This is a genomic window from Sulfobacillus sp. hq2, from assembly GCF_002903155.1.
Taxonomy (GTDB): domain Bacteria; phylum Bacillota; class Sulfobacillia; order Sulfobacillales; family Sulfobacillaceae; genus Sulfobacillus; species Sulfobacillus thermotolerans.
This window is the reverse complement of the sequence record NZ_NWUL01000032.1, coordinates 50,999-72,504: the sequence shown is the minus strand read 5'-3', so window position 1 is coordinate 72,504 and position 21,506 is coordinate 50,999. Positions and strand designations below refer to the sequence as shown.

23 protein-coding genes are annotated in these 21,506 nt (G+C 51.7%); 10 read left to right on the top strand and 13 right to left on the bottom strand.

Annotated features, from left to right (window positions below; genetic code table 11):
* Nucleotides 1-174: 174 nt before the first annotated feature.
* The 3 genes from CO251_RS09585 to CO251_RS09575 are packed head-to-tail and all read right to left on the bottom strand — an operon-like array spanning nt 175 to nt 3,357.
* Entirely contained in the window at nt 175-1,020 is an 846-nt protein-coding gene (locus CO251_RS09585; protein WP_103375590.1) for a carbohydrate ABC transporter permease, read from the bottom strand.
* 48 nt (nt 1,021-1,068) lie between these two features.
* On the bottom strand, nt 1,069-2,049 hold the full coding sequence (locus tag CO251_RS09580; RefSeq protein ID WP_103375589.1) for a carbohydrate ABC transporter permease: 981 nt from the start codon (nt 2,047-2,049) through the stop codon (nt 1,069-1,071).
* 12 nt (nt 2,050-2,061) lie between these two features.
* Nucleotides 2,062-3,357 carry an extracellular solute-binding protein gene (locus CO251_RS09575; RefSeq protein WP_158246266.1) on the bottom strand — a complete coding sequence of 432 codons (1,296 nt, stop codon included), beginning with the start codon at nt 3,355-3,357 and terminating at the stop codon, nt 2,062-2,064.
* Nucleotides 3,358-3,847: 490 nt separating this feature from the next.
* On the opposite strand from CO251_RS09575, the gene CO251_RS09570 reads away from it, so the two are divergent.
* The 7 genes from CO251_RS09570 to CO251_RS09540 all read left to right on the top strand — a co-directional run bounded on the left by CO251_RS09570 (nt 3,848) and on the right by CO251_RS09540 (nt 10,741).
* A complete protein-coding gene (locus CO251_RS09570) occupies nt 3,848-4,990 on the top strand; it encodes an ABC transporter ATP-binding protein (RefSeq protein WP_103375587.1) in 1,143 nt (380 codons plus the stop codon).
* A complete protein-coding gene (locus CO251_RS09565) occupies nt 4,987-5,955 on the top strand; it encodes a carbohydrate ABC transporter permease (protein ID WP_103375586.1) in 969 nt (322 codons plus the stop codon). Before CO251_RS09570 ends, CO251_RS09565 begins: the two co-directional genes overlap by 4 nt.
* Before the next feature lie 21 nt (nt 5,956-5,976).
* Nucleotides 5,977-6,792, top strand: a complete 816-nt coding sequence (locus CO251_RS09560; protein ID WP_103375585.1) for a carbohydrate ABC transporter permease — start codon at nt 5,977-5,979, stop codon at nt 6,790-6,792.
* Nucleotides 6,793-6,854: 62 nt separating this feature from the next.
* Nucleotides 6,855-8,180: an extracellular solute-binding protein gene (locus CO251_RS09555; RefSeq protein WP_103375584.1), complete on the top strand. Its 1,326-nt coding sequence runs from the start codon at nt 6,855-6,857 to the stop codon at nt 8,178-8,180.
* Between the two features lie 275 nt (nt 8,181-8,455).
* Nucleotides 8,456-9,073, top strand: coding sequence for a nitroreductase (locus CO251_RS09550; RefSeq protein WP_103375583.1), 618 nt, complete (start codon nt 8,456-8,458; stop codon nt 9,071-9,073).
* A complete protein-coding gene (locus tag CO251_RS09545; protein WP_103375582.1) occupies nt 9,073-9,807 on the top strand; it encodes a VIT1/CCC1 transporter family protein in 735 nt (244 codons plus the stop codon). The genes CO251_RS09550 and CO251_RS09545 overlap by 1 nt, the downstream gene beginning before the upstream one ends.
* Nucleotides 9,808-9,865: 58 nt before the next feature.
* Nucleotides 9,866-10,741, top strand: a complete 876-nt coding sequence (locus CO251_RS09540; protein ID WP_103375581.1) for a hypothetical protein — start codon at nt 9,866-9,868, stop codon at nt 10,739-10,741.
* A gap of 452 nt (nt 10,742-11,193) precedes the next feature.
* Here the strand turns inward: CO251_RS09540 and CO251_RS09535 are convergent, their stop codons facing one another.
* Both CO251_RS09535 and CO251_RS09530 read right to left on the bottom strand, forming a co-directional pair.
* Nucleotides 11,194-11,577, bottom strand: coding sequence for an Hsp20/alpha crystallin family protein (locus CO251_RS09535; RefSeq protein WP_103375580.1), 384 nt, complete (start codon nt 11,575-11,577; stop codon nt 11,194-11,196).
* Between the two features lie 112 nt (nt 11,578-11,689).
* Entirely contained in the window at nt 11,690-12,061 is a 372-nt protein-coding gene (locus CO251_RS09530; RefSeq protein WP_103375579.1) for an Hsp20/alpha crystallin family protein, read from the bottom strand.
* A gap of 207 nt (nt 12,062-12,268) precedes the next feature.
* On the opposite strand from CO251_RS09530, the gene CO251_RS09525 reads away from it, so the two are divergent.
* Nucleotides 12,269-12,691: a DUF1284 domain-containing protein gene (locus CO251_RS09525; RefSeq protein WP_242968513.1), complete on the top strand. Its 423-nt coding sequence runs from the start codon at nt 12,269-12,271 to the stop codon at nt 12,689-12,691.
* Between the two features lie 25 nt (nt 12,692-12,716).
* On the opposite strand, the gene CO251_RS09520 is transcribed toward CO251_RS09525, so the two are convergent.
* The 4 genes from CO251_RS09520 to CO251_RS09510 form a co-directional block, all read right to left on the bottom strand.
* Nucleotides 12,717-13,196: a universal stress protein gene (locus CO251_RS09520; RefSeq protein WP_158246264.1), complete on the bottom strand. Its 480-nt coding sequence runs from the start codon at nt 13,194-13,196 to the stop codon at nt 12,717-12,719.
* Between the two features lie 116 nt (nt 13,197-13,312).
* Nucleotides 13,313-13,486 (bottom strand): hypothetical protein, encoded by a 174-nt coding sequence (locus tag CO251_RS17395; RefSeq protein WP_158246263.1) that lies wholly within the window; start codon nt 13,484-13,486, stop codon nt 13,313-13,315.
* Nucleotides 13,483-13,788, bottom strand: coding sequence for a hypothetical protein (locus tag CO251_RS09515; RefSeq protein WP_103375577.1), 306 nt, complete (start codon nt 13,786-13,788; stop codon nt 13,483-13,485). The genes CO251_RS17395 and CO251_RS09515 overlap by 4 nt, the downstream gene beginning before the upstream one ends.
* Nucleotides 13,789-13,997: 209 nt before the next feature.
* Nucleotides 13,998-14,459: a Fur family transcriptional regulator gene (locus CO251_RS09510; protein WP_103375576.1), complete on the bottom strand. Its 462-nt coding sequence runs from the start codon at nt 14,457-14,459 to the stop codon at nt 13,998-14,000.
* A gap of 178 nt (nt 14,460-14,637) precedes the next feature.
* Between CO251_RS09510 and CO251_RS09505 the strand changes: the two genes are divergently transcribed.
* Nucleotides 14,638-15,198 carry a hypothetical protein gene (locus CO251_RS09505; RefSeq protein WP_103375575.1) on the top strand — a complete coding sequence of 187 codons (561 nt, stop codon included), beginning with the start codon at nt 14,638-14,640 and terminating at the stop codon, nt 15,196-15,198.
* Here the strand turns inward: CO251_RS09505 and CO251_RS09500 are convergent.
* The 4 genes from CO251_RS09500 to CO251_RS09485 all read right to left on the bottom strand — a co-directional run bounded on the left by CO251_RS09500 (nt 15,182) and on the right by CO251_RS09485 (nt 20,748).
* Nucleotides 15,182-16,423: an SH3 domain-containing protein gene (locus tag CO251_RS09500; RefSeq protein WP_158246262.1), complete on the bottom strand. Its 1,242-nt coding sequence runs from the start codon at nt 16,421-16,423 to the stop codon at nt 15,182-15,184. The two genes, CO251_RS09505 and CO251_RS09500, sit on opposite strands and share 17 nt — an antisense overlap.
* On the bottom strand, nt 16,420-17,502 hold the full coding sequence (locus CO251_RS09495) for a dipeptide epimerase (protein WP_103375573.1): 1,083 nt from the start codon (nt 17,500-17,502) through the stop codon (nt 16,420-16,422). The genes CO251_RS09500 and CO251_RS09495 overlap by 4 nt, the downstream gene beginning before the upstream one ends.
* 102 nt (nt 17,503-17,604) lie before the next feature.
* A complete protein-coding gene (locus CO251_RS09490; RefSeq protein WP_158246261.1) occupies nt 17,605-18,465 on the bottom strand; it encodes a patatin-like phospholipase family protein in 861 nt (286 codons plus the stop codon).
* A gap of 111 nt (nt 18,466-18,576) precedes the next feature.
* Nucleotides 18,577-20,748 (bottom strand): MMPL family transporter, encoded by a 2,172-nt coding sequence (locus CO251_RS09485; RefSeq protein ID WP_103375571.1) that lies wholly within the window; start codon nt 20,746-20,748, stop codon nt 18,577-18,579.
* Between the two features lie 198 nt (nt 20,749-20,946).
* Here CO251_RS09485 and CO251_RS09480 point away from each other — a divergent pair, with 198 nt between their 5' ends.
* Nucleotides 20,947-21,483, top strand: coding sequence for a peroxiredoxin (locus CO251_RS09480; protein WP_103375570.1), 537 nt, complete (start codon nt 20,947-20,949; stop codon nt 21,481-21,483).
* Nucleotides 21,484-21,506 lie beyond the last annotated feature (23 nt).

Genomic DNA, 21,506 nt, shown 5'->3' with positions numbered 1-21,506 from the left:
GGTTTGCCTATCCCATAGCCCGATCAACAGAAATGCCCCGACGTCGGCCAGACGCATAACCGCAGAGGTCAATCAAGAAATCCGAATACCCAATTATTCTATTAGGAATCAATCTGATCGGAAAGATCTTCATGATATACATTGTAGACAAAAAATTAGAAACTTAAGATAACTTTAGGGCGGGGTCGTTGACTGGCGATCTTCAACTCGCCCAGCGACCGACACCACAAAATACCTTTGCGTAAATACAAAAACAATGAAAATGGGAGTTAACGTCAAAAGTGATGCGGCAGCTAATTCGCGCCAATGAGTCCCATCGAATCCCTGGAAATAGGACAGTGCCACTTCGATAGGCCGGGCCCGATTCCCCTGGGTGATGATCAAAGGCCACTGAAACTGGCTCCATTGTGACGCAAAGGTTAGAAGAGACACGGTTGCCACCGCAGGTTTCGCCATTGGCAAGGCAATATACCAAAGATAGTGCCACCACGAGGCCCCGTCTAATTGGCTAGCATCCATCAACTCTTTGGGCAAAGTTTTGAAAAACTGCCGAAAAATAAATATGGCAAAGACGTTGGCCCCAAACGGTAGGACTTGACCTGTAAGAGTGTTCAGCAAGTGGAGATGATAAGTCACGAGGTAATCTGGAATAAGAATTGCTTCGGGAGGCACCATCAAACCCGCCAACAGAATACCAAAAACAATTTCCCGGCCGCGGAATAGCGGAAGACTGAGAGCGTAGCCGGCCACGACACTGCTGACCAGCACCAACACAATCGTCGCCCCCGTAATGATCGTCGAGTGCAACAAGTATAATCCCCATGGCGCCGCGCGAAAAACCTTTTCCCACGGATGAAAATCCCACCCAGGCACCAAGTCCGGAGGTAACGTAAAAACGCGATTCTTCGGAGCCACACTCAACACAATCGCCCAATAAAAGGGAAACAAAAAGCTTAAGGCAATTAGAGCCTGCAAAAGGAACCGCATCCAGGTTCTTCGTTGATAAACCGCTGTGCGCATTTTAGCATTTTCCTTTCGGACGAGGATTTTGCTTCCGATCGAGGGGCGCTACTGATAAAATGTAAACTGTTCTCCAATCTTTCTTTGCAAAAGGGTCAGAACCAAAATAAGAAAAAATAGAACCACAGACACCGCTGCCCCGTAGCCATAATGAAAATAAATAAAAGCAGATTTATAAAGGTAAATCGCGGTGGTTGTTGTCGAATTCAACGGCCCTCCTCCTCCCCCAAACTGGCCTCCAGTCATCGCATAGATTGATCCAAACGTTTGCATTGCTTGAATCGTCGTCAATATCACCACCATTAACGTGACTGGCGACAAATACGGTAAGATCACGTAGCGAAAGGTCTGCCATCCATTCGCGCCATCGAGCCATGCCGCTTCGACCGCTTCCGACGGAATATTCGACAACCCGGCCAGAAATAAGACGGTTGTAAATCCCAAGTTGTGCCAGAGATTATTAATCATCACAGCTGGCAAGGCCCACGTCGAACTTACGAGCCACCCCAGTGCTGGCAAGTGGAGGGCCTTGAGCACGGCATTCGCTAACCCAAACTGCGGGTTGAAGATAAACACCCAGATTATAGACGTGGCGATAGCTGGGGTAATAAAGGGCAAGAAGACCGCAGCCCGCGTAAAAGTGACCCACGAAGAGGGTTTGCGACCAGTTCCCCGAAAGATCCAGGCAATGCTCAACCCCAAAACAATCGTAAATGGCACCATTAATCCTACATAGTAGAAAGTTACCGTCAATGACTGTAAAAACCCTGAAATAGGATTGAGCAATTGTTGGTAATGCAAGGTTCCCACCCATTGGGAGTCAGAAAACCCACCCAAACTCCAATGAAAAAAACTAATAATCATCACAAGGAACGCAGGGCCATAAGTAAATAATGTTAAGAGGCCTAGGGCAGGCAATACCAACAACCACCCCAGGCGGCTCTGTGCCACCTGGGAAAAAGAATGTCGTCGCAAAGATTGTGGAGGGCTAATGCGGCGCCCCAGCAGTGTGTCTAACTCGTCTTGCATTGAAAGTCCTCCTCATTGAACAGCTGCTCCTGACAAAAAGGCGGTGCCTTGTTTTTGCATGGCGGTCAGGGCCTCACTGACAGATTCCTTGTGTTGGATCACACTTTGGATTTGATTCTGGATAACCGTATCAATCTCTGTTTGCTCCGGTCCGATAATTTTATGGATCACATGTCCGGATTGCAGTTCCTGGATCGCTACCGCTGTGCCCGCATACGGCCCTGGGTTGACACCGAATTGATTGCCCGCTTTTTGTCGAACAGCAGCGATGTCCTCTTGGCTGACGGGCGGCTCCCCGCCTATTGTCGACCAAACCGCTTGTCCTGAAGGCGAATCAAAATATTGAATGAAGGACCATGCGGCCTGCTGCTGAGGTTTGGTAGCATGTTGGAAAATCACGAAACTCAAACCTTGATATAGAGCCTCGGAATGGCCGGTTGTTCCCGGGGGAGGAGCAAACACGCCGACCGGAAATTTTCCTGCCACCTCCTCCCGCACCATTTCATATCCATCTGCTGTATTTTCCAAAATGCCTAGTTTGCCTGAGGCAAAATCCTCAAAGCTGGTATCGTAGGATAAAATCTTCACATAGGGAGAATTGTCCCGGGCAACCACTTCCCGAATCGTCGTGGCCATGGCGGGGGAATTCAGATCGAGTTGATGAGGATTTCCTCGCTTAAAATAGTGCCCGCCGTTGGAATAAAACAATGGTAACCAGTCATTATGATCCAAACGCGCGCCCAAACCTATGGCCCCTGTCTTCTCTTGAATCATTTGAGCATCATGCATAAGTTGGGCCCACGTGGTGGGTGTTTGCGTTAAGCCGGCTTGTTTCCAAAGCGTCGCATTGTAGAAGAATTCTGCGACCTTGATATCCGCAGGAAATAAATATTGCTGGTGTTGGGGTGTAAATTCGGCTTGCCAAACGGCTGGCCATGCGCCTACCAGATGACTATGAGGCAAACTGCTCAAATTAACCAAAGCCCCTGCTTGTTCGTAGCCATATTGGGGCAAATGTCCAATTTCCGCCATGACGGGAGGGTCGCCCGCTTGGACGGCCGCCAGTGCTTTCGCAGACGCCGGTGTAACATGCACCACCACTTGGATGGAAGGATGTGTTTGGTTGAACTGCTTGACAATTTGAGCTATCGCCTCTCCTTGCTGATTCGTAGCACTATGCGATTCCCAAAAGGTGACGACCGTCTTTGTATGGCTAGATGGTGTTGTATTATTTGAGGAGGCCGCTGAGGTTGCTCCACACCCCGCTAATATTAACCCACCACTCACTCCGAGCGCGCACACTCTCATTGCGGTTAGAATCCTCATGAGGCACATCAGCTCCTTCGGAAGGATATTTAAAAAGTTATATTGGTAAATCTCTCCCAAAGAGTTGCATCTGAATGTTAAATCCTTGCGATCGCCCCATGAACTTTTGCATATGGTTAGGTTACAGACTATTTTAAAATTACACGATTTCTCACGTCTCAGCCCGTTTGCGAGGCTTTAAAAAGGCATAGAGGAATTGCCGCCTGCTATGGTGTACCCTTGTTACACGCCTAACAGGGCGTATGCAACGAAATGAATGATGTGAGAAAACGCTACCGAGACCGCCGTGAAAGATTCGTCCTTGAACCGCACTATCCCCATCCAATCGGTTTGTGCAGAATATATAACCCATTTAACCTATTCTTAACTGTAGCGCAATCTCTTTCTTATTGGCGCCTCATGCTTCCCCTCCATAGTCAAACGCGTAAGCCATTCCACTTATGCCCCACTTCTATTCACACAGGAGGATATTATGGCGCGTGTAACTTTTCGAAACGTCATGAAGACATTTGGTTCGCATGACGTACTCGCCCCTCTAAGCTTTGAGGTCGCTGACGGGGAATTCTTTGTGATAGTCGGACCCTCGGGCAGTGGCAAGTCAACCACGCTCCGGCTTGTGGCTGGACTGGAACGGCCGTCCCAAGGTGAAATTTATTTCGATACTGAGCGCGTCGACCAATGGCTCGCTCACGCTCGTGATGTCGGCATGGTTTTCCAAAACTATGCCATCTACCCCCACATGTCGGTCTATAACAATATGAGTTTTGGCCTCGAGGCTCAAAGGACGCCCAAGAACACGATAGCTCAGCGTATTCAGCAAGTGGCTGCGTTGCTGGAAATTGATCAGCTACTCTCCAAACGACCTAGCGAGCTGTCTGGAGGGCAAAAACAGCGAGTAGCCCTCGGGAGAGCGTTGGTACGAAATCCACGAGTTTTTTTAATGGACGAACCCTTGTCAAATCTCGACGCACAACTTAGGGATCATATGCGCACAGAAATCCGTTTGCTCCATGACCGCCTAAAAATCACCACGATTTATGTAACGCATGACCAAACCGAGGCGATGACCATGGCGGATCGCATCATGGTGATGGATCAAGGACGCATTCAACAGATTGGGACGCCTACTGAGATTTATGCGCATCCTTCCACCACCTTCGTGGCTAAGTTTTTTGGTTCCCCGTCCATGAACATCGTTCCGGGACGCATTGGCGTGGATAAAAACATGGCATGGTTCAAACCCACACATTGTCCAGAAATACCACTGTCTCTTCCAACAACAGTCAGTTCTCTCTTTCCAAAACATTCCATATCGGACACAGTCTATATGGGATTTAGACCAGAAGACATCGTGCTCAAGCCACTCGCCAATGCGTTAACCTTTCCTTTTGAGCCCACCACGATAGAATCGTTAGGATCACATTGCCAAACACATGGTCATTGGCACCATCATCCTATTAGCCTGACTCACCGTAACTCAGAAAGCTTTCAACGTCACCAGGAAACACGATTATCAGTACTATGGTCCAACATTCACTGGTTTGCGGGAGAGAATGGCTTACGCATCACCACACCAGGCTATGACGATGTCCGGCAGGAGGTTCTCACGCCATGACATCACATCCTGTTCCGTTCGAGTCGCCTCAATCCGACTCGAAAGCGCACAGTAGGCTGGTTTCACGGCAAAACATTCGCGATATGGTCTGGGGTTATGGACTGATTCTGCCCAGTTTGTTGGTCTTCTTAGTGTTTTTTTACGGACCAGCACTCTTCTTGGCCTATATCGCGTTTTTTCACTGGAGCATTTTTGCCTCCCAAAGCACCTTTGTTGGACTCCGAAACTTCACAACCCTACTACATCAGCCGATTTTTTGGCAATCTCTGCTCAACACCGCCTATTATGTGGTCGCGGTCGTCCCAGCCACCACACTGTTGGCATTAGCCTTAGCGCTCTTATTGCGAGAAGGCATGGGGCGATTTGGAGGAAGCTTTAGCCGTGCGCTTATCTTCTTACCCCATGTGACGCCCGTTGTGGCGACGTCCATCATCTGGGTTTGGATTTTCAATCCCCAATTTGGGCTGGCCAATGTGGTGTTACACTTTTTTCACATTCCTCCATCGAATTGGCTCGAAAGCGTGCATTGGGCGTTGCCCTCCGTGATGATTTATACGTTGTGGCACTCGGTAGGCTTATACACCGTTTTGTTTTTAGCCGGATTGGCCTCGATTCCCCGATCCGTGTTAGAAGCCGCCGCCACCGACGGAGCCAGAGGATGGCGCGTCTTTAGGCGAATCTTATGGCCTCTTTTAGGGCCCATCACGTTCTTTGTGATTGTGCTCGCAACCATTAATACCATGCAAACATTTTCGCAAATCTACACCCTCACGGGAGGCCCCCATGGGGGCGCGGGAGGGCCCGCCTTTTCAACCACCACGGATTCACTTCTCATTTACCAAACCGCCTTCTTGTACTTGCACTTTTCACTGGCGTCAGCGATGAGCCTGATTCTATTTGTTCTCATCTTAGGGCTCACTCTGATACAAAAATGGCTTGCGGATCGTTTTGTATTCTACCGCTAGCGGAAAGAGAGGATAAAATTCATGCGAGCTTCAAGTTTGTGGCTGGTGGTGCGATTCGTTGTGGCACTGTTGTTTATCGTTCCTGTGTACTGGATTCTCGTAGTGGCTACCGGGTATCACGGAGCCGTCTATCATCTCCCGCCTGTCTGGGCTCCTCTGTTTCACTGGGCACCCATGGTATATGTTCTGACCCATACTCATTGGATGCGCTATGTACTGAATAGTGTGGGAATCACCACAGCCACCATTGTATTGGTCGTAGCCACCAGCGCCCTCGCCGGATATGCCCTTGCCGAAATCCCTTTTAAAGGGCAATCAGCGTATTTCTTTCTCATTTTGGGCGTCATGATGTTGCCGCAACAAGCCTTACTCGTTCCCCAATACGTCGTTCTATTCCACCTTCACATGCTCAATACCTATGCCGCAATGGTGGTACCTTTTGCGGCAAACACCTCGGGCATTTTCCTGTTCCGCCAATTCTTCAAGAAGATCCCTGTGAGCTTTGGGGAAATTGCCCGTATCGAAGGCGTGAGCACGCTCACCTATATCCGGCGCGTTGCGGTACCTTTGGCCAAGCCGGCCGTAGCCACAACCGTGCTCTTAACCTTTATTGCCTCATGGAATCAATTTCAGTGGCCGTTGATTATGACTAACAGCCCACAAATTCAACCCATTGAATTAGCTTTAAGCCACTATATGCAAGCGTACGAGGCAAATTGGCGAGAGCTGGCCTCTGCCGCTCTCATTGCACTCTCTCCCATCCTGCTAGTGTTTGCCTTTACTCAGCGGTACATTGTGCAAGCAGTAGCCGGGGGTGATCTGAACGCCAAAGACTAAATCCGCAATAGCGCGTTAAGCGAAAGATTTATCCCATATAATAAAAAGGACGGCGATATGCTATGACGCAACCATCCAAATTCTCAAAACGAACACATTTTTCCCGGACTGCGGCGACGACGGGCGTTATTGCTATGGGTTTAATAACGTTAGCCGGGTGCGGTACAACTTCGGCCTCCGCCCCCACTAAATCTTCATCCGCTGTACAAGACATTACCCTATGGGAATCCCACTCGTCCGGGGGACCCGCCGGGCAAACTATGACGGCTTTGGTCAATCAATTCAATGCCAGTCATCATTCTGTCCATGTTCAGCTGGTCGTCACCAAGGCAAGTCACAAAGCCTTAGGCGCTCTCGCTGCAGGAGATGCTCCCGTCCTTGCAGAAATCAGTCATTACGATGGGAATTTTCTCACCGCCCACGCACTCGTATCATGGAATTCGCTGCTCTCCACGTTGCCCTCCTCGGAAACATCCGCTGTTTTTCCTGTGGTGTGGCACAATGGAGAAGTCAATGGCCAACATTACCGGATCGAAGCTGATGCAAAGGTTAGTCAAATCACCTATAATAAAACACTCTTTGCTCAGGCCGGCATCACTAAGCCTCCAACTACGTGGACCCAACTCGCTCAAGATGCCGCATTAATCAAAGCGAAGGATCCGGGTATCATCCCTATCGCATGGAAGGATTCATCGGCTCACATTCTGCCTCCGTTTTTAAGTAACGGCGGAAACATTTTCGAACCAGGATCGCATGACAAACGCGCCGACTTTCAAACAACGGCGGCCACGGCAACCTTTAACTTCTTTCGGTCCTTATATCAAAAAAATGAACTAATTTTTGCCCATGGCACCGAAATTCGCGCAGACTTCGGTTCAGGTAAACTCGCGATGGCCGATGGAACTTCGGCCGGATACCAAAAGATTTTGGACGCAGCAGGAGGGAAATTTCCGGTCGGCGTATTTGCTTATCCGTCCGGGTCTACAGGCCATTCTGCCAATCTCGTCCAAGGACTAGGCTTTGTCCTCATGACGGGTCATACTCACGCTCAAGACCTGGCTGCAGCACAATTCCTCGACTGGTGGTTGAAACCGTCGACCCAGGCATACTGGGGCGAGCACTCAGGCTATCCGCCTGTCACCACTACAGGGGAGGCCCAAATCCCTTCAAGCTTTTTGGCCAGCCATCCGGGCTTAACGGTGGCCAATCAGATCTTGACCTCACCCTACACAATCTCCCGACCTATACCGACAGCTTATAAAGAGGTGCAAGCTGTGCTGGATACCGCCTTCTTCAATGCTGTCACGGGTAGGCAATCCGTAGCCCAGGCCCTCGCTACCCTTCAAAAACAAGCCGACAGCTATTTATCTGGGCAGTCAGCTCTTTAGAATCCAGCATCATCTAAGTGACATGATGTTGGGCAGCTAACGTCCCACCATAATGCGGAACATCGGTTGAATAATACGACCAGGGCAGCCAGCGGTTTAGAGTTGTTCAATCTGTTCAATCTGTTCAATCTGTTCAATCCGCACACACGCTCTTGACCGCTGCTGTCTCCCAAGAAAGTACTCTGCGAAGTTGTTTACTGAGAAAATTCTTTCGCATACTCGAACACCAACCCCATAACGTAAAATGCAACAATTATCCCTAAGGAGTTGTAACCATGTTGATAGAAGACGCGATATTAGGACGACAAAGTATCAAGGTGTTTGACCCAAGGCCAGTCCCCACAGACTTAATTGAACGATGTTTAGCGCTCGCCGTTTGGGCACCCAATCATCATTTGACCGAGCCATGGCGTTTCACAGTGGTATCAGGTGCCGCGCGCACATCCCTTGCCAATGCCGTACATGACGATCTCACTCGCGGAACGTCGTCCCTTGATGCTCTAAACACTGAGGCAAAAGCATTGAAAGAACGACGGAAACTGCATAGCGCGCCGGTGTTGATTGCGGTGTATTCGACACTCGGTAGCAAGGCCCAGCAAACACAAGAAAACTACGCGGCGACAGCAGCCGCTATACAAAATCTGTTATTGGCTGCGCACGGGTTCGGACTCGGCGCAATTTGGCGCACCGGTTCCATTTATGATGGACCTGCCGTGCGCTCTTTTCTTCAAAGTCCCGAAGGCAGCGTGTTCGTCGGTACGGTATTCGTCGGATATTCTGCCCAACGCGCTATCCAACGTCACCGTTCTCCCATCGACCGCCACATTGTATGGCTGGGAGACGAAACTACAACACATCCCAAATCGCAATCGATGGGAGGTAAACCGCTCTAATGGCCCAGACTCCGTGGGAGCATCCGCAAGAATATCAAGACGAAACATGGCATAGCGCCCAAACCGCTACGGTGCGGCAATGGGTGTTCGGTATGAACGACGGTCTGGTGGCCACTGTGGGACTGGTCGCAGGCCTTACATTCGCCCATTCTTCTCAGGGCATTGTGTTAGGGGCTACGACAGCAGCCATTCTGGCTGCGATCGTTTCCATGGCTCTAGGTTCTTTTTTGGCAACGCATACGACCGTGCGCTATCAAACAGCCGAAATTGAACGAGAGAAAAGGGAAATACAGGAGTGTCCCGATGAAGAATTAGATGAAATGCGTCGAATTTACCTCCGGTATGGATTTTCTGCAGAAGAAACAGCGATGATCCTGTACCGTTTTGAAAAAGATCATTCCCTTTGGTTGCAAATGATGCTACGCGATGAACTTGGCATCATTCCAGAAACATTTGAGAATCCATGGCACAACGCCGGGTCAATGGCCCTCGCGGTATTAGTAGGATCACTTCCGCCGCTATTGCCCAACCTTTTGGTCTCGCTGCCGTTGCAAGCCTTTCCCTGGGTCATCGTTCTCTCAGCCTTAACCGCTTTTCTACTGGGAGCTGTAACCACCCGAGGCACGTCAGAGACATGGTGGCGCTCTGGGTTGTTATTCCTCGTTATTGCCAGCGCCGCTGCCGCTATCGGCATGGGAGCTGGCCAATTAATTACGCCGCTTTTAGGGCTGTGAACGTAATTCTATGCTGTCGAAATGGCAAAAAATCGACAAGGAGGCACAAGTCACCTGCATGGGAACATTGACGCATTCGTCATCGTCTTCTCATATCCTTCGACATGTTGACTCCATACGATTCTTGCGTATAATCTTACAAGAGACCTGCTCATATGGCACAGTTCTGACGCTCTGGGTGGGACGATTTCAACGAGTTCCCTGGTACATTACTCGCCATCACTGGGCAATCCCCTCTCTCAATGACTCCGCGACGGTCCCCGTGTCCTGCCTCACAGCGTCTAAGGACATTCGGTGGGCCAAACATCTAGGCACATCGCTCTCATTACCATGGACCGCCTTAAAACTAGCCATAGAAGTAGCACGCCACCCCTACCTATTGTTGACCCGGGAAGTCGTTAATCGTAGTCTGAAGCCAACCGAACAGTGGTCCCCTTCGGCGTGGCAGACGGCAGTTCATGACCTCCAAAAATCCCTTCCAGCGCATTTCCACCGAGTGCGAGGGCTGGGATATACTTTTCAAAGTTGTATGGCCCTTCCATCCTTGCCTATGACACCGATCCAACGATTCTCCGGAGCATCGCTTCCTCTGGGATGGGTGAAGCGCCCGAACGACCTGACTTGGACGGTCTTGCTTTCGGTCCACCATGCTCTGGATCTCATACCCACGGCCGAGGTGCTCATTTTCAACCTTATAGCATGGACAGATGATCGGGATTGGTTAGACGCCCTCCTCGAGCAAGCTTGGCTATCAACGGCCCACGTGTGGCTCTGGGACGAACGCAGATACGAATTAAGCCGAACGCAACACGATCTGTCGGCCGAATCAATTGAACAGTTACACTGCCTCGAAATCGATTGGATCCGCCACCAAATGTGGCATAGGGGACAACTCATAGGTCTGCCTTGGCGTGGAGTACAGCTTCTCGCCTAAACAGCTCGCCACAAGAGGCACTCATTAACACTGGAGGACTGTGACCGCTATGCCACGGAATTAGGATGGCCACAATGGAGTCATGATATATTACGTGTAATGGTGCACCGTATTCGTCAAAATATCGGATACTCGCATATTCAAACGGTTGCTGGTCATGGCTACCGCTTTGTCCCATGCTCCACGAGGAAATCTTAATTCTAGTGTGCTTTTGGCAATCCCCTTATCACACAATGCCTATAGATTCTACAACGGGAAATGCCTAGAGTGACGAGCTTTACCGTATGATGTCTTGTACGCAAAATCCCATTCGGCTTCCAGCAGATTGACCTTCTGCTATGACGAAGACCGAATGGGATAACTAAATCTTTGAAACGTCGCGGCCCAAAATACCTCACTCATCAGAACACGATATCTCAGGCCGCATGGTTTACGTACTCCACAACGACTCCTTACGCTTCGATGCTCTTGGTAATGGGGACCGTTTGGATCTTAACGGGAATCACCTTTTTGGGTTGCAAAGGAATCGTTACCGTCAGCAACCCATTGTGCAACTCCGCCGCAATCTGGTCAGCTTGAGCGCCCTCAGGTAATTCGACCCGGTACCGGAAAGGCAGTTGGCGAATTTCCCGCCGCAAGTACATGTCGGTGTCCTGCCCCTCTTTGGCATCTGCTTTAATCTCGAGCACACCATTTTCGATGGCGAGGCTCAACTGCTCCTCTGTGTACCCAGGAACCGCCAGCACCACTTCAAACTGATCTTCTTTCTTCACGATGTTGGTCAACGGAGCATATGCCACCCGTTCTAACGGGCGAAAGAGTTCATCGAACATCATAGCTATCCCCTCCTATGTTTTTAATGACTTTGCCTCTCTTTGACTTTAGAACGTCTCTAATGCCTTCCAAATCTGTTCCGCACTTGCTCTCACAATATCTTTCTGGTCAGGCCTATGCTACAGGTTCAGGCGTCTTGACCGCCACGGTAATGCGCCGTTTCGGCTGGAGTGGAATCCGTATCCTCAATACTCCTAAATCCAAATGCGCCTCAATCGCATCGGTCTCAGCCCCATCCGGCAATTCCACCTGATACCTAAAAGGCCGTTGCCGGATTTCGCGCCGGATATACTGCTGATTGTTGTCTTTTTCTTCCGGCACTGTCCCTTGAATCTGCAGGACACCATTTTCAATCGCAAGATGCAGCTGGTCTTCTGTGTATCCGGGAACCGCTAAATCCACTTCAAACGCATTGTCTTTACGCACAATATTGGTTAGCGGTACAAACCCTACTCCGTTCACGCCATACCATTCCTCAAACCGCATCGCAATCACCTCGTATTTGTGACTTTGTCTTTCTTTGTCTTTATAATATCACGCTTTCCTTCGATGTCAACATTTCCCGTAAAAATTTTTTCGGAGATTTTATTCAATGTCGAGGGGAATACGCCACGCCTTGCGGAACGTGAGACCTGCTTCAAGAACCGGTGAGTCCAATCCCTTCGTGGTATAATTCGCCGAGGTGGTATTAACGTGAAGACAATACGTTTACGCGGTCATCATATTTTATGCTTGCTGGGGTACCGCGGCATGGGATATTCAGAAGAATACATTGTCAATATGACAGCCATTCATCAGACCTTGCGCAACGAGCCGCAGACTCGAATCATATTGATAACAGGCCCTGACGACTTATGCGATAAATTCCCGACAACTCAACCTTATCATTGTGAAGATGCCGAAATCTTTTGGCGCGATCAACGCGTCTTAGACCAGTTATCGCTGTCATTAACCAAAGAAACAACGTGGGACGCTATTGTCGACCGCATCAGGCAGCATATGGTTTCCGGTGATATCGACACGCTCTGTGCTACGTGCTCGTGGCGACCTTACGGTGTCTGCGCTCAAGGTCTTGATGACATCAAACAGGGTAAGGGATTGTTTCCAATCCCTTAACGCCTGCACGCCCCAGATATTTCTGTCATGATGCATCTTGGGACGGGGGAATAATGACAACAGGTAAGGATGCATGCGTCGCCAGCCACCGCGGAAAACTGCCAAAGAGTCCTTCAATCCATGCTGAGCCATGGTGACGGCCTGCGACCACCGCTTGGGCCTTGGCTTTGATAGCCGCTTCTAAGAACGCTTGGGCAGCATGCATTTCCCCATCTTGAATCGTTACGACTTGCCACTGAGCCGTAATGCCCGTCTTCTTCACCATGGCCATCGCCTGTTCGCGCACCTTTTCGGCATTGGCATCCCATTCCTCGAGCAGTGTTTCGAGACTCGCCATGGACGATCCTCCGTAGGTGGTCGGAGCAATGGGCTGAACAAAGGCCACAATGTCTTTAACGTCAACGATCAACACTTCACCCTGGTCTCCGAGCCATTCCAAGGCGGCTTCTAAGGCGCGCCAACTGGCATGCGATCCATCGACGGCTACTGCCACTTTCGTTAGCATGTTCATTTCTCCTCTGCAAAATCTCGCGTATTGCCCTGATTATGCCATACATTTCCACAGATGCCTAAAGGCTTACAGGACAAGACACGCGCTTTTTGTCTTGTCCTAAACGAAAATTAATGAAACACCGCGATAGTAAAAAAAATGAGGGTAATGGCTGCCAACCCCAAATGGGTGATCACCAAGCCCAACGGATAATTCCGTTTCGGCAGGAGATAGGCAAAGAACAATGTACCTCCTCCCACAACCGTGAGCAAAAACAACATATACGTCCATTGCAACAAGGTCATTTGGTCGCCCCCTGACTAGGTGCAACCGACCCCGAATTCGTGAAAGTCAGACCATGCCGGTGCAAAGTCAACCATAAGGTGCTATGAGCGCCTCGGCCAATTACCGGATGCGGATAATGCTGCCTAAGACTCGGCGCCATGGCTGACGAAAACAAAATAAACGTCATGACCGTCAAAAATAAGTGGACGGCCAAAAAACGCGGCGGCAACTTGCGCCGGCGCAAATCATACCGCAGAAAAAATATGACGCCTAAAACAAATGTCAGAAGGTACGTAAGATACGCCCATATGACCACATGCATCCTTTATCACCTTCCTTGAGCCAAAACGGCTACACCTACCATGACTCCTCGCGACAGAGTTTGCGAGAAAACGACACCATGGACCTGCCTCATTGTAACGCACTCAGTAGGACTATGATGCACGCAAATCACCATACGACGTTCGAAATCATGGCATAGAAAATTAGCTGGCACCGCAATGCCAGCTCGCACCTTCCCTCTTATTATGGTTAAAAAGCCTTATGCTCGGCACGAGCTGCCGTCGACAGGGTGTTTTGCTTAGCGCAGGCAGGACACAAGCCGCGCAACGTCACGTCGACGGTTTCAATGACAAACCCCGGCGCATCAAACGTCAAAGCCTCCACATTATTCGGTTGCACGTCAAACCAGCCATGGCATGCGACGCAATAAAAATGCTGATGCGGCTTTAAACGCAAGCCATATAAGGCATAACCCTGGGGTGTCGGCAAAAGCTCCACGATGTTGACCGCGGTTAAATCCTGTAGGGTCTTGTACATCGTCCCTTTTGCCAACTCAGGCAATAACGGCAATAACGCATCACGCACTTGGTCGGCCGTGAAATGACTGCCTTCGTGGTCCAGCAAATATTGTAGGACCATGCGCCGTTGCGCTGTCACGCGTAGCCCTTTTTCGCGTAAAAGCGATTCCGCTGATACCCCGCGCTGATTCATGACCTCTCTCCTTGCTCTTTATCCTAGGTCTCCCTCTTATCTATTATACGGTCTCACCAAGAAAATACAAACCGCTGGAAATTGGTAGCCGTCCTAGAAAATAGTCCTTATGGCCCTGGTCACCTGTCTTGGGAATGGGTACCCTAAACACAGACTCTGACATTAGGGGAGGTTGAGTATGACTCCACGACCAATTATGATCGCGATGACCACAGCAATGGCTCTGGGACTTGCCGGATGTGGACTCAATACCGCTAGTCCATCCAAAGCACCGACGGTGATTGCCCGGACGATGGTCATTTACACGGGCCAGGAAATTCACAAACCAGGCTGGCCCCAATACCGTCCCGCTTTTTGGTCCGCGCCAGCCGGCAGCACCGTACAGCTCACCATTATCTCGCACGATTCCGGTACGGCTCCCTTGACGATGCTGCAAGATGACAAAGTCCGCGGGACGATTGGCGATACGGAGATGATTGACGGAAAAGCCGAGCGCTCCGTCAACAACCAAAACATCGCCCATACCTTTACCATTCCTGCGATTGGCTTAAACTTGCCCATACCCGCAGCACCCGCAGGCCACACAGTCACCGTCACCGCCAAAATTCGGATGCCTCAAGCAGGCCGTTACGGCTGGCAATGCATGGCCCCTTGCGGCACCTCTCCCATGGGCATGGGCGGTCCCATGGTCACTCCAGGGTATATGCAAGGCACTATTACTGTCACTCCAGCGTCTTAAGGACCGCGCCAACAGACGTGACGCCTTGGAGATAAGGCAGGTCACGGTCTCTAAGCTCAATATCAAGAGGCGAGACCATGACCTGATTAACCCAATGCACCTGGCCACCATGACGATACCCCACAAAAGCATGCAGGGCATAAGGACGACCACGGTACATACCTAAGTAAACCATCACGTGCCCTGGCATAAAGAGCACATCGCCCGCTAACGCTCCTTCTAATGCGATCCGGCGCTCATCATATGAGCCCGATAACCGCTGACGCCAAGACACCGCTTGTTCTTGGGCACTGCTATTGCGCGGCATATGAATGCCTAGGGTTTGAAAAACATCGCGAACAAAACTCGAGCAATCATGCCGGTCAAAGCTATCGCCCCAGCCATACCGCTCGCCTAATAAGCTGAAAGCGACACGTAGGAGGTTGGCACGCGTCGCCGGCAAAAACCCCTGGTGCACACCCGGCCCTTTTACCATAAGCGCCGGACGAACGCTCAAGGATCCATCAGCCGCACGCTGTGGCCACCACACCGCCACATGAACCAGCGATGCTTGATGGCCCACTGAGAACGTCGTGGCCTCTGGCAACATGGTGCCTACACTGACCACGTGGGGCTCCTCATCGCTCCCCGGCTCCGGTTCCACCACCTGCCTGGGGTGGGTAATGACAACAAGATGGGAACGATCCGCAAAACGCGTAAACGTCAGCGCGTCACACCAGGCCACATCGTCTTGGCGAACCCATCCCTGATAAATGGGTGACTGCACCAAAAACCATTGGCCATCTGCGCTTTGTCCTAAAATCAAAAGCGGTTCAAAAACCCCAACGCGTGTCTGTTGCAACTGATCAAATTCCTGGTCCTTTGGCGTGCGAAAGACGGGGTCTAAGGTAGGCCATGACCGTAGTGCCGCCCGCGTCACAGAAAATCCCCATCGCTCAGGAAATGGTTCCAGAATGGCATTCTTTTGCACCTGCCCTTGCCACGCCGCTGTCACGGGTTGCCCATGACGGTCATAGCCCTGGGGCACTGCACCCGCAGGGAGAATTAACGCCGCTTGGTCCCCTCCTTGACGAAGTGTTTGGATTGCCTCTTGAAAGGGGAGATGAGGAGGCTTGAGCGCCTGGTTAATAGCCTGTGGATTATAAACACGGTGTGCCGCCTCTTCCCCCATGCGAGCGATCCAGAATTCTGGAGACAGCATGGCCTCTTCGACGTGCAAAATCATACCAGCCCCTCTTCCTGGCCTTGCCATGTGAGCGCCAAACCCGGCTTGTCTGGAAACACAATGGCCCCATGTTCATAGCGAATGCCCCCTTGCGCTTTCGCCTCGTGTAAAAAGTAGCCGGCATCCAAATCAACATAGTGACATTGGTAGGCTTGGGCCAGCGCGGCGGCCGCACTGACCGATGCCGGACCTTCCATCATGCTGCCCACCATCAAGTGCAATCCGGCTGCTTGAGCCCACGCTAACAAGAGCGCCCCTCGGGTCAATCCTCCTGCCTTCATTAATTTGACATTGAGAATATCGGCTGCACGCAAATCCAACAGCCGTTGCAAATCAAGAGGCCCATACACCGCTTCATCCGCACAAATCGGCAACGCGCTGCGGCTTCGTACCTCGGCCATCCCCCGCATGTCGTTAGCCGGGAGTGGCTGTTCAATAAATTCCACCCCATAGGGACCAAGCGCTTCGGCTTGGTCCAACGTTTCTCGGACGGACCACGCTTGATTGGGGTCTACCCACAGACGCACATGGCCGCCCACGGCCTCCCGAATTCGGCGCACGCGCACCGCATCGTCTCCGTCGCGGCCACCCACTTTAATTTTTAGCTGCGAAAATCCTTGAGCCACAAGCGACAAAGCTTGACGCTCCATGGTCTCACTCGTGTCCAAACTGACAGTCGCATCCGTCAACACCGTGGTGCCCTTCCCCCCCAGTTGGCGCACCAACGGCATGTCATCAAAGCGGGCATACAAATCATGTAACGCAATATCCACCGCCGCTTTTGCCGACGTATTGTGTTGCAGCGCATCTTGAACCGCTTGATACGTCGCGTTGCGGTCATCGAGATCGCGCCCATAGAGCGCAGGCAATAGATATTCCCGAATCGCAGCCACGATGCCCGCCGTCGTCTCACCCGTAATCGCCGCCGTAGGAGACGCTGACCCCAGCCCTTGGTGGCCGGAATCGGCTAGCAAGGTGACACGGACATCGTCTACCGCTGTCACTTCCCGTAAACTTGTACGGAATGGGGTCACAAGCGGCAAACGAGCAACATGGACCATCCCTTCTATCAATCGCACCCCAGACCCCTCCTCTTCACCTGTGACGGCCAAGCTTGTTACCAAAAAGATTCGCTTTGGCAGGTGAAAGTTCCTGTCTTTGGGGTGGGATTTTTCTTTCAATCACAGAGATAGCATCTTGGCAATGTCCGGCAGAGCCTCAATCGCCGCATGGCGCCCTAAGGCGATAAGGCGATGATAGTCGTGAAAAGCCCAAAATGGCGTCCCTTCAGTCGGTGGACTTATCACGACTGAGAGGTAGTGTTGATTCTGCACATCGGACAATTCTTGGGTCACAAAAGCCTCCGACCGCGCTAAAATGTCGGCAATCCCCAAATCGGCGCCGTTGACCGGTTTCGTGGGCGCGACATTGACCCCAATAACCGGCCCTGGGCAAAGTTGAAAAGCCCAATTAATCGGCAACGTGTCGGAAATCCCGCCATCGACATACAAGGCCGCCTTGTGGCGCACCGCATCAAATAACGCAGGAATCGCCATCGTCGCCCCTAAAGCCCAACGCAGGTAAGCTTGTTGGATAATTTCCCAGCCCGGCCCTGGGGGCTTAACCCCCAAAACGGGCGTAAAGGCCGCGGGCTGCATTTGCGCAATATTCGTCGCAATCACCGCACAGGGCATCGCCCAATCCGCAATGGTTTGCACAGTGGGAGATAGCGCAATGAGACTCTCCAAGAACTTTTGCGGATTAATGATCCCGGTAGCGGGCTGATGTACCCCCGGCCAAATTTCTTTAACAAATCCCTCCGTATTCAGCTCGAAATAGTCCTCCGGGTGTTCGGTTACGGCTTGGCCCCACGCGACCATATCCTCCACCCCTACCCCTGACGCGACCATCGATGCCACCAATCCTCCGGCCGATGTTCCTGCCACTGCCGACGGCCACAAACCGTTTTCCTCCAAGACTTGCAGCACGCCTAAATGCGCGGCTCCCAGCAAACCTCCCCCAGACAATGCGAGTGCAAACATAATACGATTGCCCCCCTTCAGTGGTCCTTTTACACCATATTCCAAAGGTCCCATGTTTCTTCGGGAAGGCAATAACTGGGGCAAAGAAAAGTTGAAAATCAACCGAAAATCTTAAGACGGATCCCTGGCATCTTCTCGTGCCCATCCATCGCTCTCACTGGCCACCTGTTGCGCCGGATCCGATGAGGGAATGCGCCACGGCCAATACGACGCCCGCCCCAATAAAACGATGGTGCTCGGTACTAACAACGAACGGACAATCCATGTATCCACCAACACCGCAAAGCTCAATCCAAGCGCTAAGGTCTTCATCACCTGCAGCGGGCTGACCATCAAAGATAAGAACACCACTACCATAATCATGCCTGCCCCCGTAATCATCGAGCCGGTGGTCGACACCCCCGAATACACCGCCCGGGATACGGGCGCCCCCGTTCGCAGCGGCTCTTGAATTCGGTGCAATAAAATCACTTCATAGTCCATGGATAAGCCAAAAAGCAACACAAAGATCAACGGCGTAATCGAACTATCTAAGGGTTGGGCTTGGAAGCCCCACAGACCGCGCTGAACGACCAGCACCAACAGTCCGGCTGTCGCCAGCGCAACCAACGCATCAAATACTACGCCTAATACGGCCTGCATAATGGACCCCGTCGCAATGGACAGCACAATCAAGGCAACAATCAGGGCCGCGCCAATAATCCACGGAAGTCGGTGCGCCGTCAGCGTATTAAAACTGCGCAAAATCGGCACCTGCCCCCCCACCGCAGCGCGGGTACCCCGCGGCAGCCACCGCGGCAACTGATGGTCAATGCGAGCCGCCAAATGGGCGGTCGCTGGATTATCTGGTCCGGTCGTGGCTACCACGTAAACGACCACGGTGCGGGGAATAACATGGGGATTGATAAAATTGGACAAGGCCGTTTTCAAAGCGGCAGGCTCTGGCAGTTTATGTCCCACCATCGCAGCTAAACCCCCTGGGGGCACGCCCAAGTCCCTGGGAGAGGAAACTTTCTTGACCCCCGAAAGATTTTGCAAATGGGCCGTGACGTCATTCACAGCGCTCCACGTTTGTGCCTGACTAAGCGGCGTGGCAAAGCGCATCACCACCCCTAATGGGGCAATACTGCCTGGCCCTTGAATTTTCTGCTCGAGGATGACGGCTTGCCGAATCGGACTATTTAAGGGCAACATACTGGCCAAATTAGCCGGAGTCCGCATTTGCATGCGCGGCCCCAATAACGCCAGGGGCACTAACAGCAATACGCTTAGGATCAAGCCCCACCACGGCTTATCGACGGATAACCGGCCGACAAACCGCCAGAATCCCCAATTGGGCACCCGCTTCAGTCCACCCCAACGCAAGTGTTTGCCCATGACCGCCATAACCGCTGGCAACAGCGAATGGGTAGCCAACAGCACAGAAGCAATGGCGACAGCGCCTCCCAAAGCCAGACCTTGCCAATACGCATTGCCTCCCAACAGCAATGTCGCCACCGCCAACGCTACCGCGATTCCGGAATAGAGCACAGAGCGCCCCGCATGACGCATGCTTTCCACAACGGCCTCTTCAACCCCGTGACCGCGGTCTAACGCTTGGCGAAAACGCGTGCTAATAAAGAGCGCATAATCAATGCCGACCCCTAAGGCTAAAAAGGACACAATGTCTGTCAAAAAGACGGACAATTGAATGTGTGTTTCCACGAGAGTAATCACCGAAAGCGCAATTTCCGACCCCGCCACCGCAATGATGAGCGGCAAAGCAATCGCCGCCACCGATCCGAACACGGCAAACAAGAGCACGGCTAAAAAGGGGATGGCGAGTACGCCGCTTAACGCCAAGGTTTTCGCGCTATCATGGGCCACGGTTTTCCCCACAGAGCCTTGGGTCACATCTTGCCACTGTCCATGGTGGGCCGTAATCACGGTTTCAAAATGGCGTGACATCGACACCGACGTCTGGGGAGAAGGCACATACAGCACCCCGCCCCCGTGCAGGGGATGCAAAGTTTGACGACCAATATGCGCATCTTGGGCAATCGCGATCACGCGGCCTTGAGATAATCCCTGAATCAAAAGGGGGTCAGGGGCAGGCGGAGGATTCAGCCGGGAGAGTTGATCCGTCGCCCACCTCGCCTCACTCCGAGGATTATCAAATCCATTGGCCGTGAGATGGCGGGTGACTTGCATCGCTAAGGGGATAGTCGCAACGATTAATAGCACCCACACCATAATTACCAGCCATCTAGACCGTACTGTAAACCGCGTCCACCCCGCATGCATTGCGCGCAATCATCCTTCCGTTCTCTGTCACTGTTTGGTTTAAGCATACCGTGCCGCTATGCCAAACACAACGCACACTGGTTGTTCCCGATTTGACAACGAGGCCCATCATTGGATCATAATACAAGCAGAGGACTTCTTCCTCACGCAACGCGCATCGGCGCGTCAGCTAAGACTTCACACTTAGGAGGATACACTGTGGCACTCGTAGGAAAACCCGCACCATCTTTTGACATGCCGGCTATTATGCCGAACGGTGAAACCGAGCAAGTACGCCTTGAACAGTACCGCGGTAAGTGGGTTGTCCTATTCTTCTATCCCCACGACTTCACCTTTGTCTGCCCGACCGAAATCACTGCCTTATCCACCGCCTATGACCGCTTTGCGAATCTGGGCGCAGAAATCATCGGTGTCTCCACAGACAGTCCGCATGTACATAAGGCATGGATTCAGCAAAGCCCAGACAAAGGCGGCATTGGACCCATCAACTACCCGTTAGCCAGTGACTGGACTCATGACGTCTCACGGCGTTACATGGTCTATGTTCCTGAAGAAGGTGCAGCGTACCGCGGTCTTTTCATCATCAATCCAGACGGCGTCGTAGAATATGAAGTGGTGCACAACCTCAACGTCGGCCGTTCCGTAGATGAAACCTTGCGTGTTTTGCAAGCCATTCAAGCGGGTGGTTTGTGTCCTGTGGACTGGACCCCTGGCAAGCCCTTGCTGAAAGTCTAAGGACCCCTTTTTGGCGTCACCAG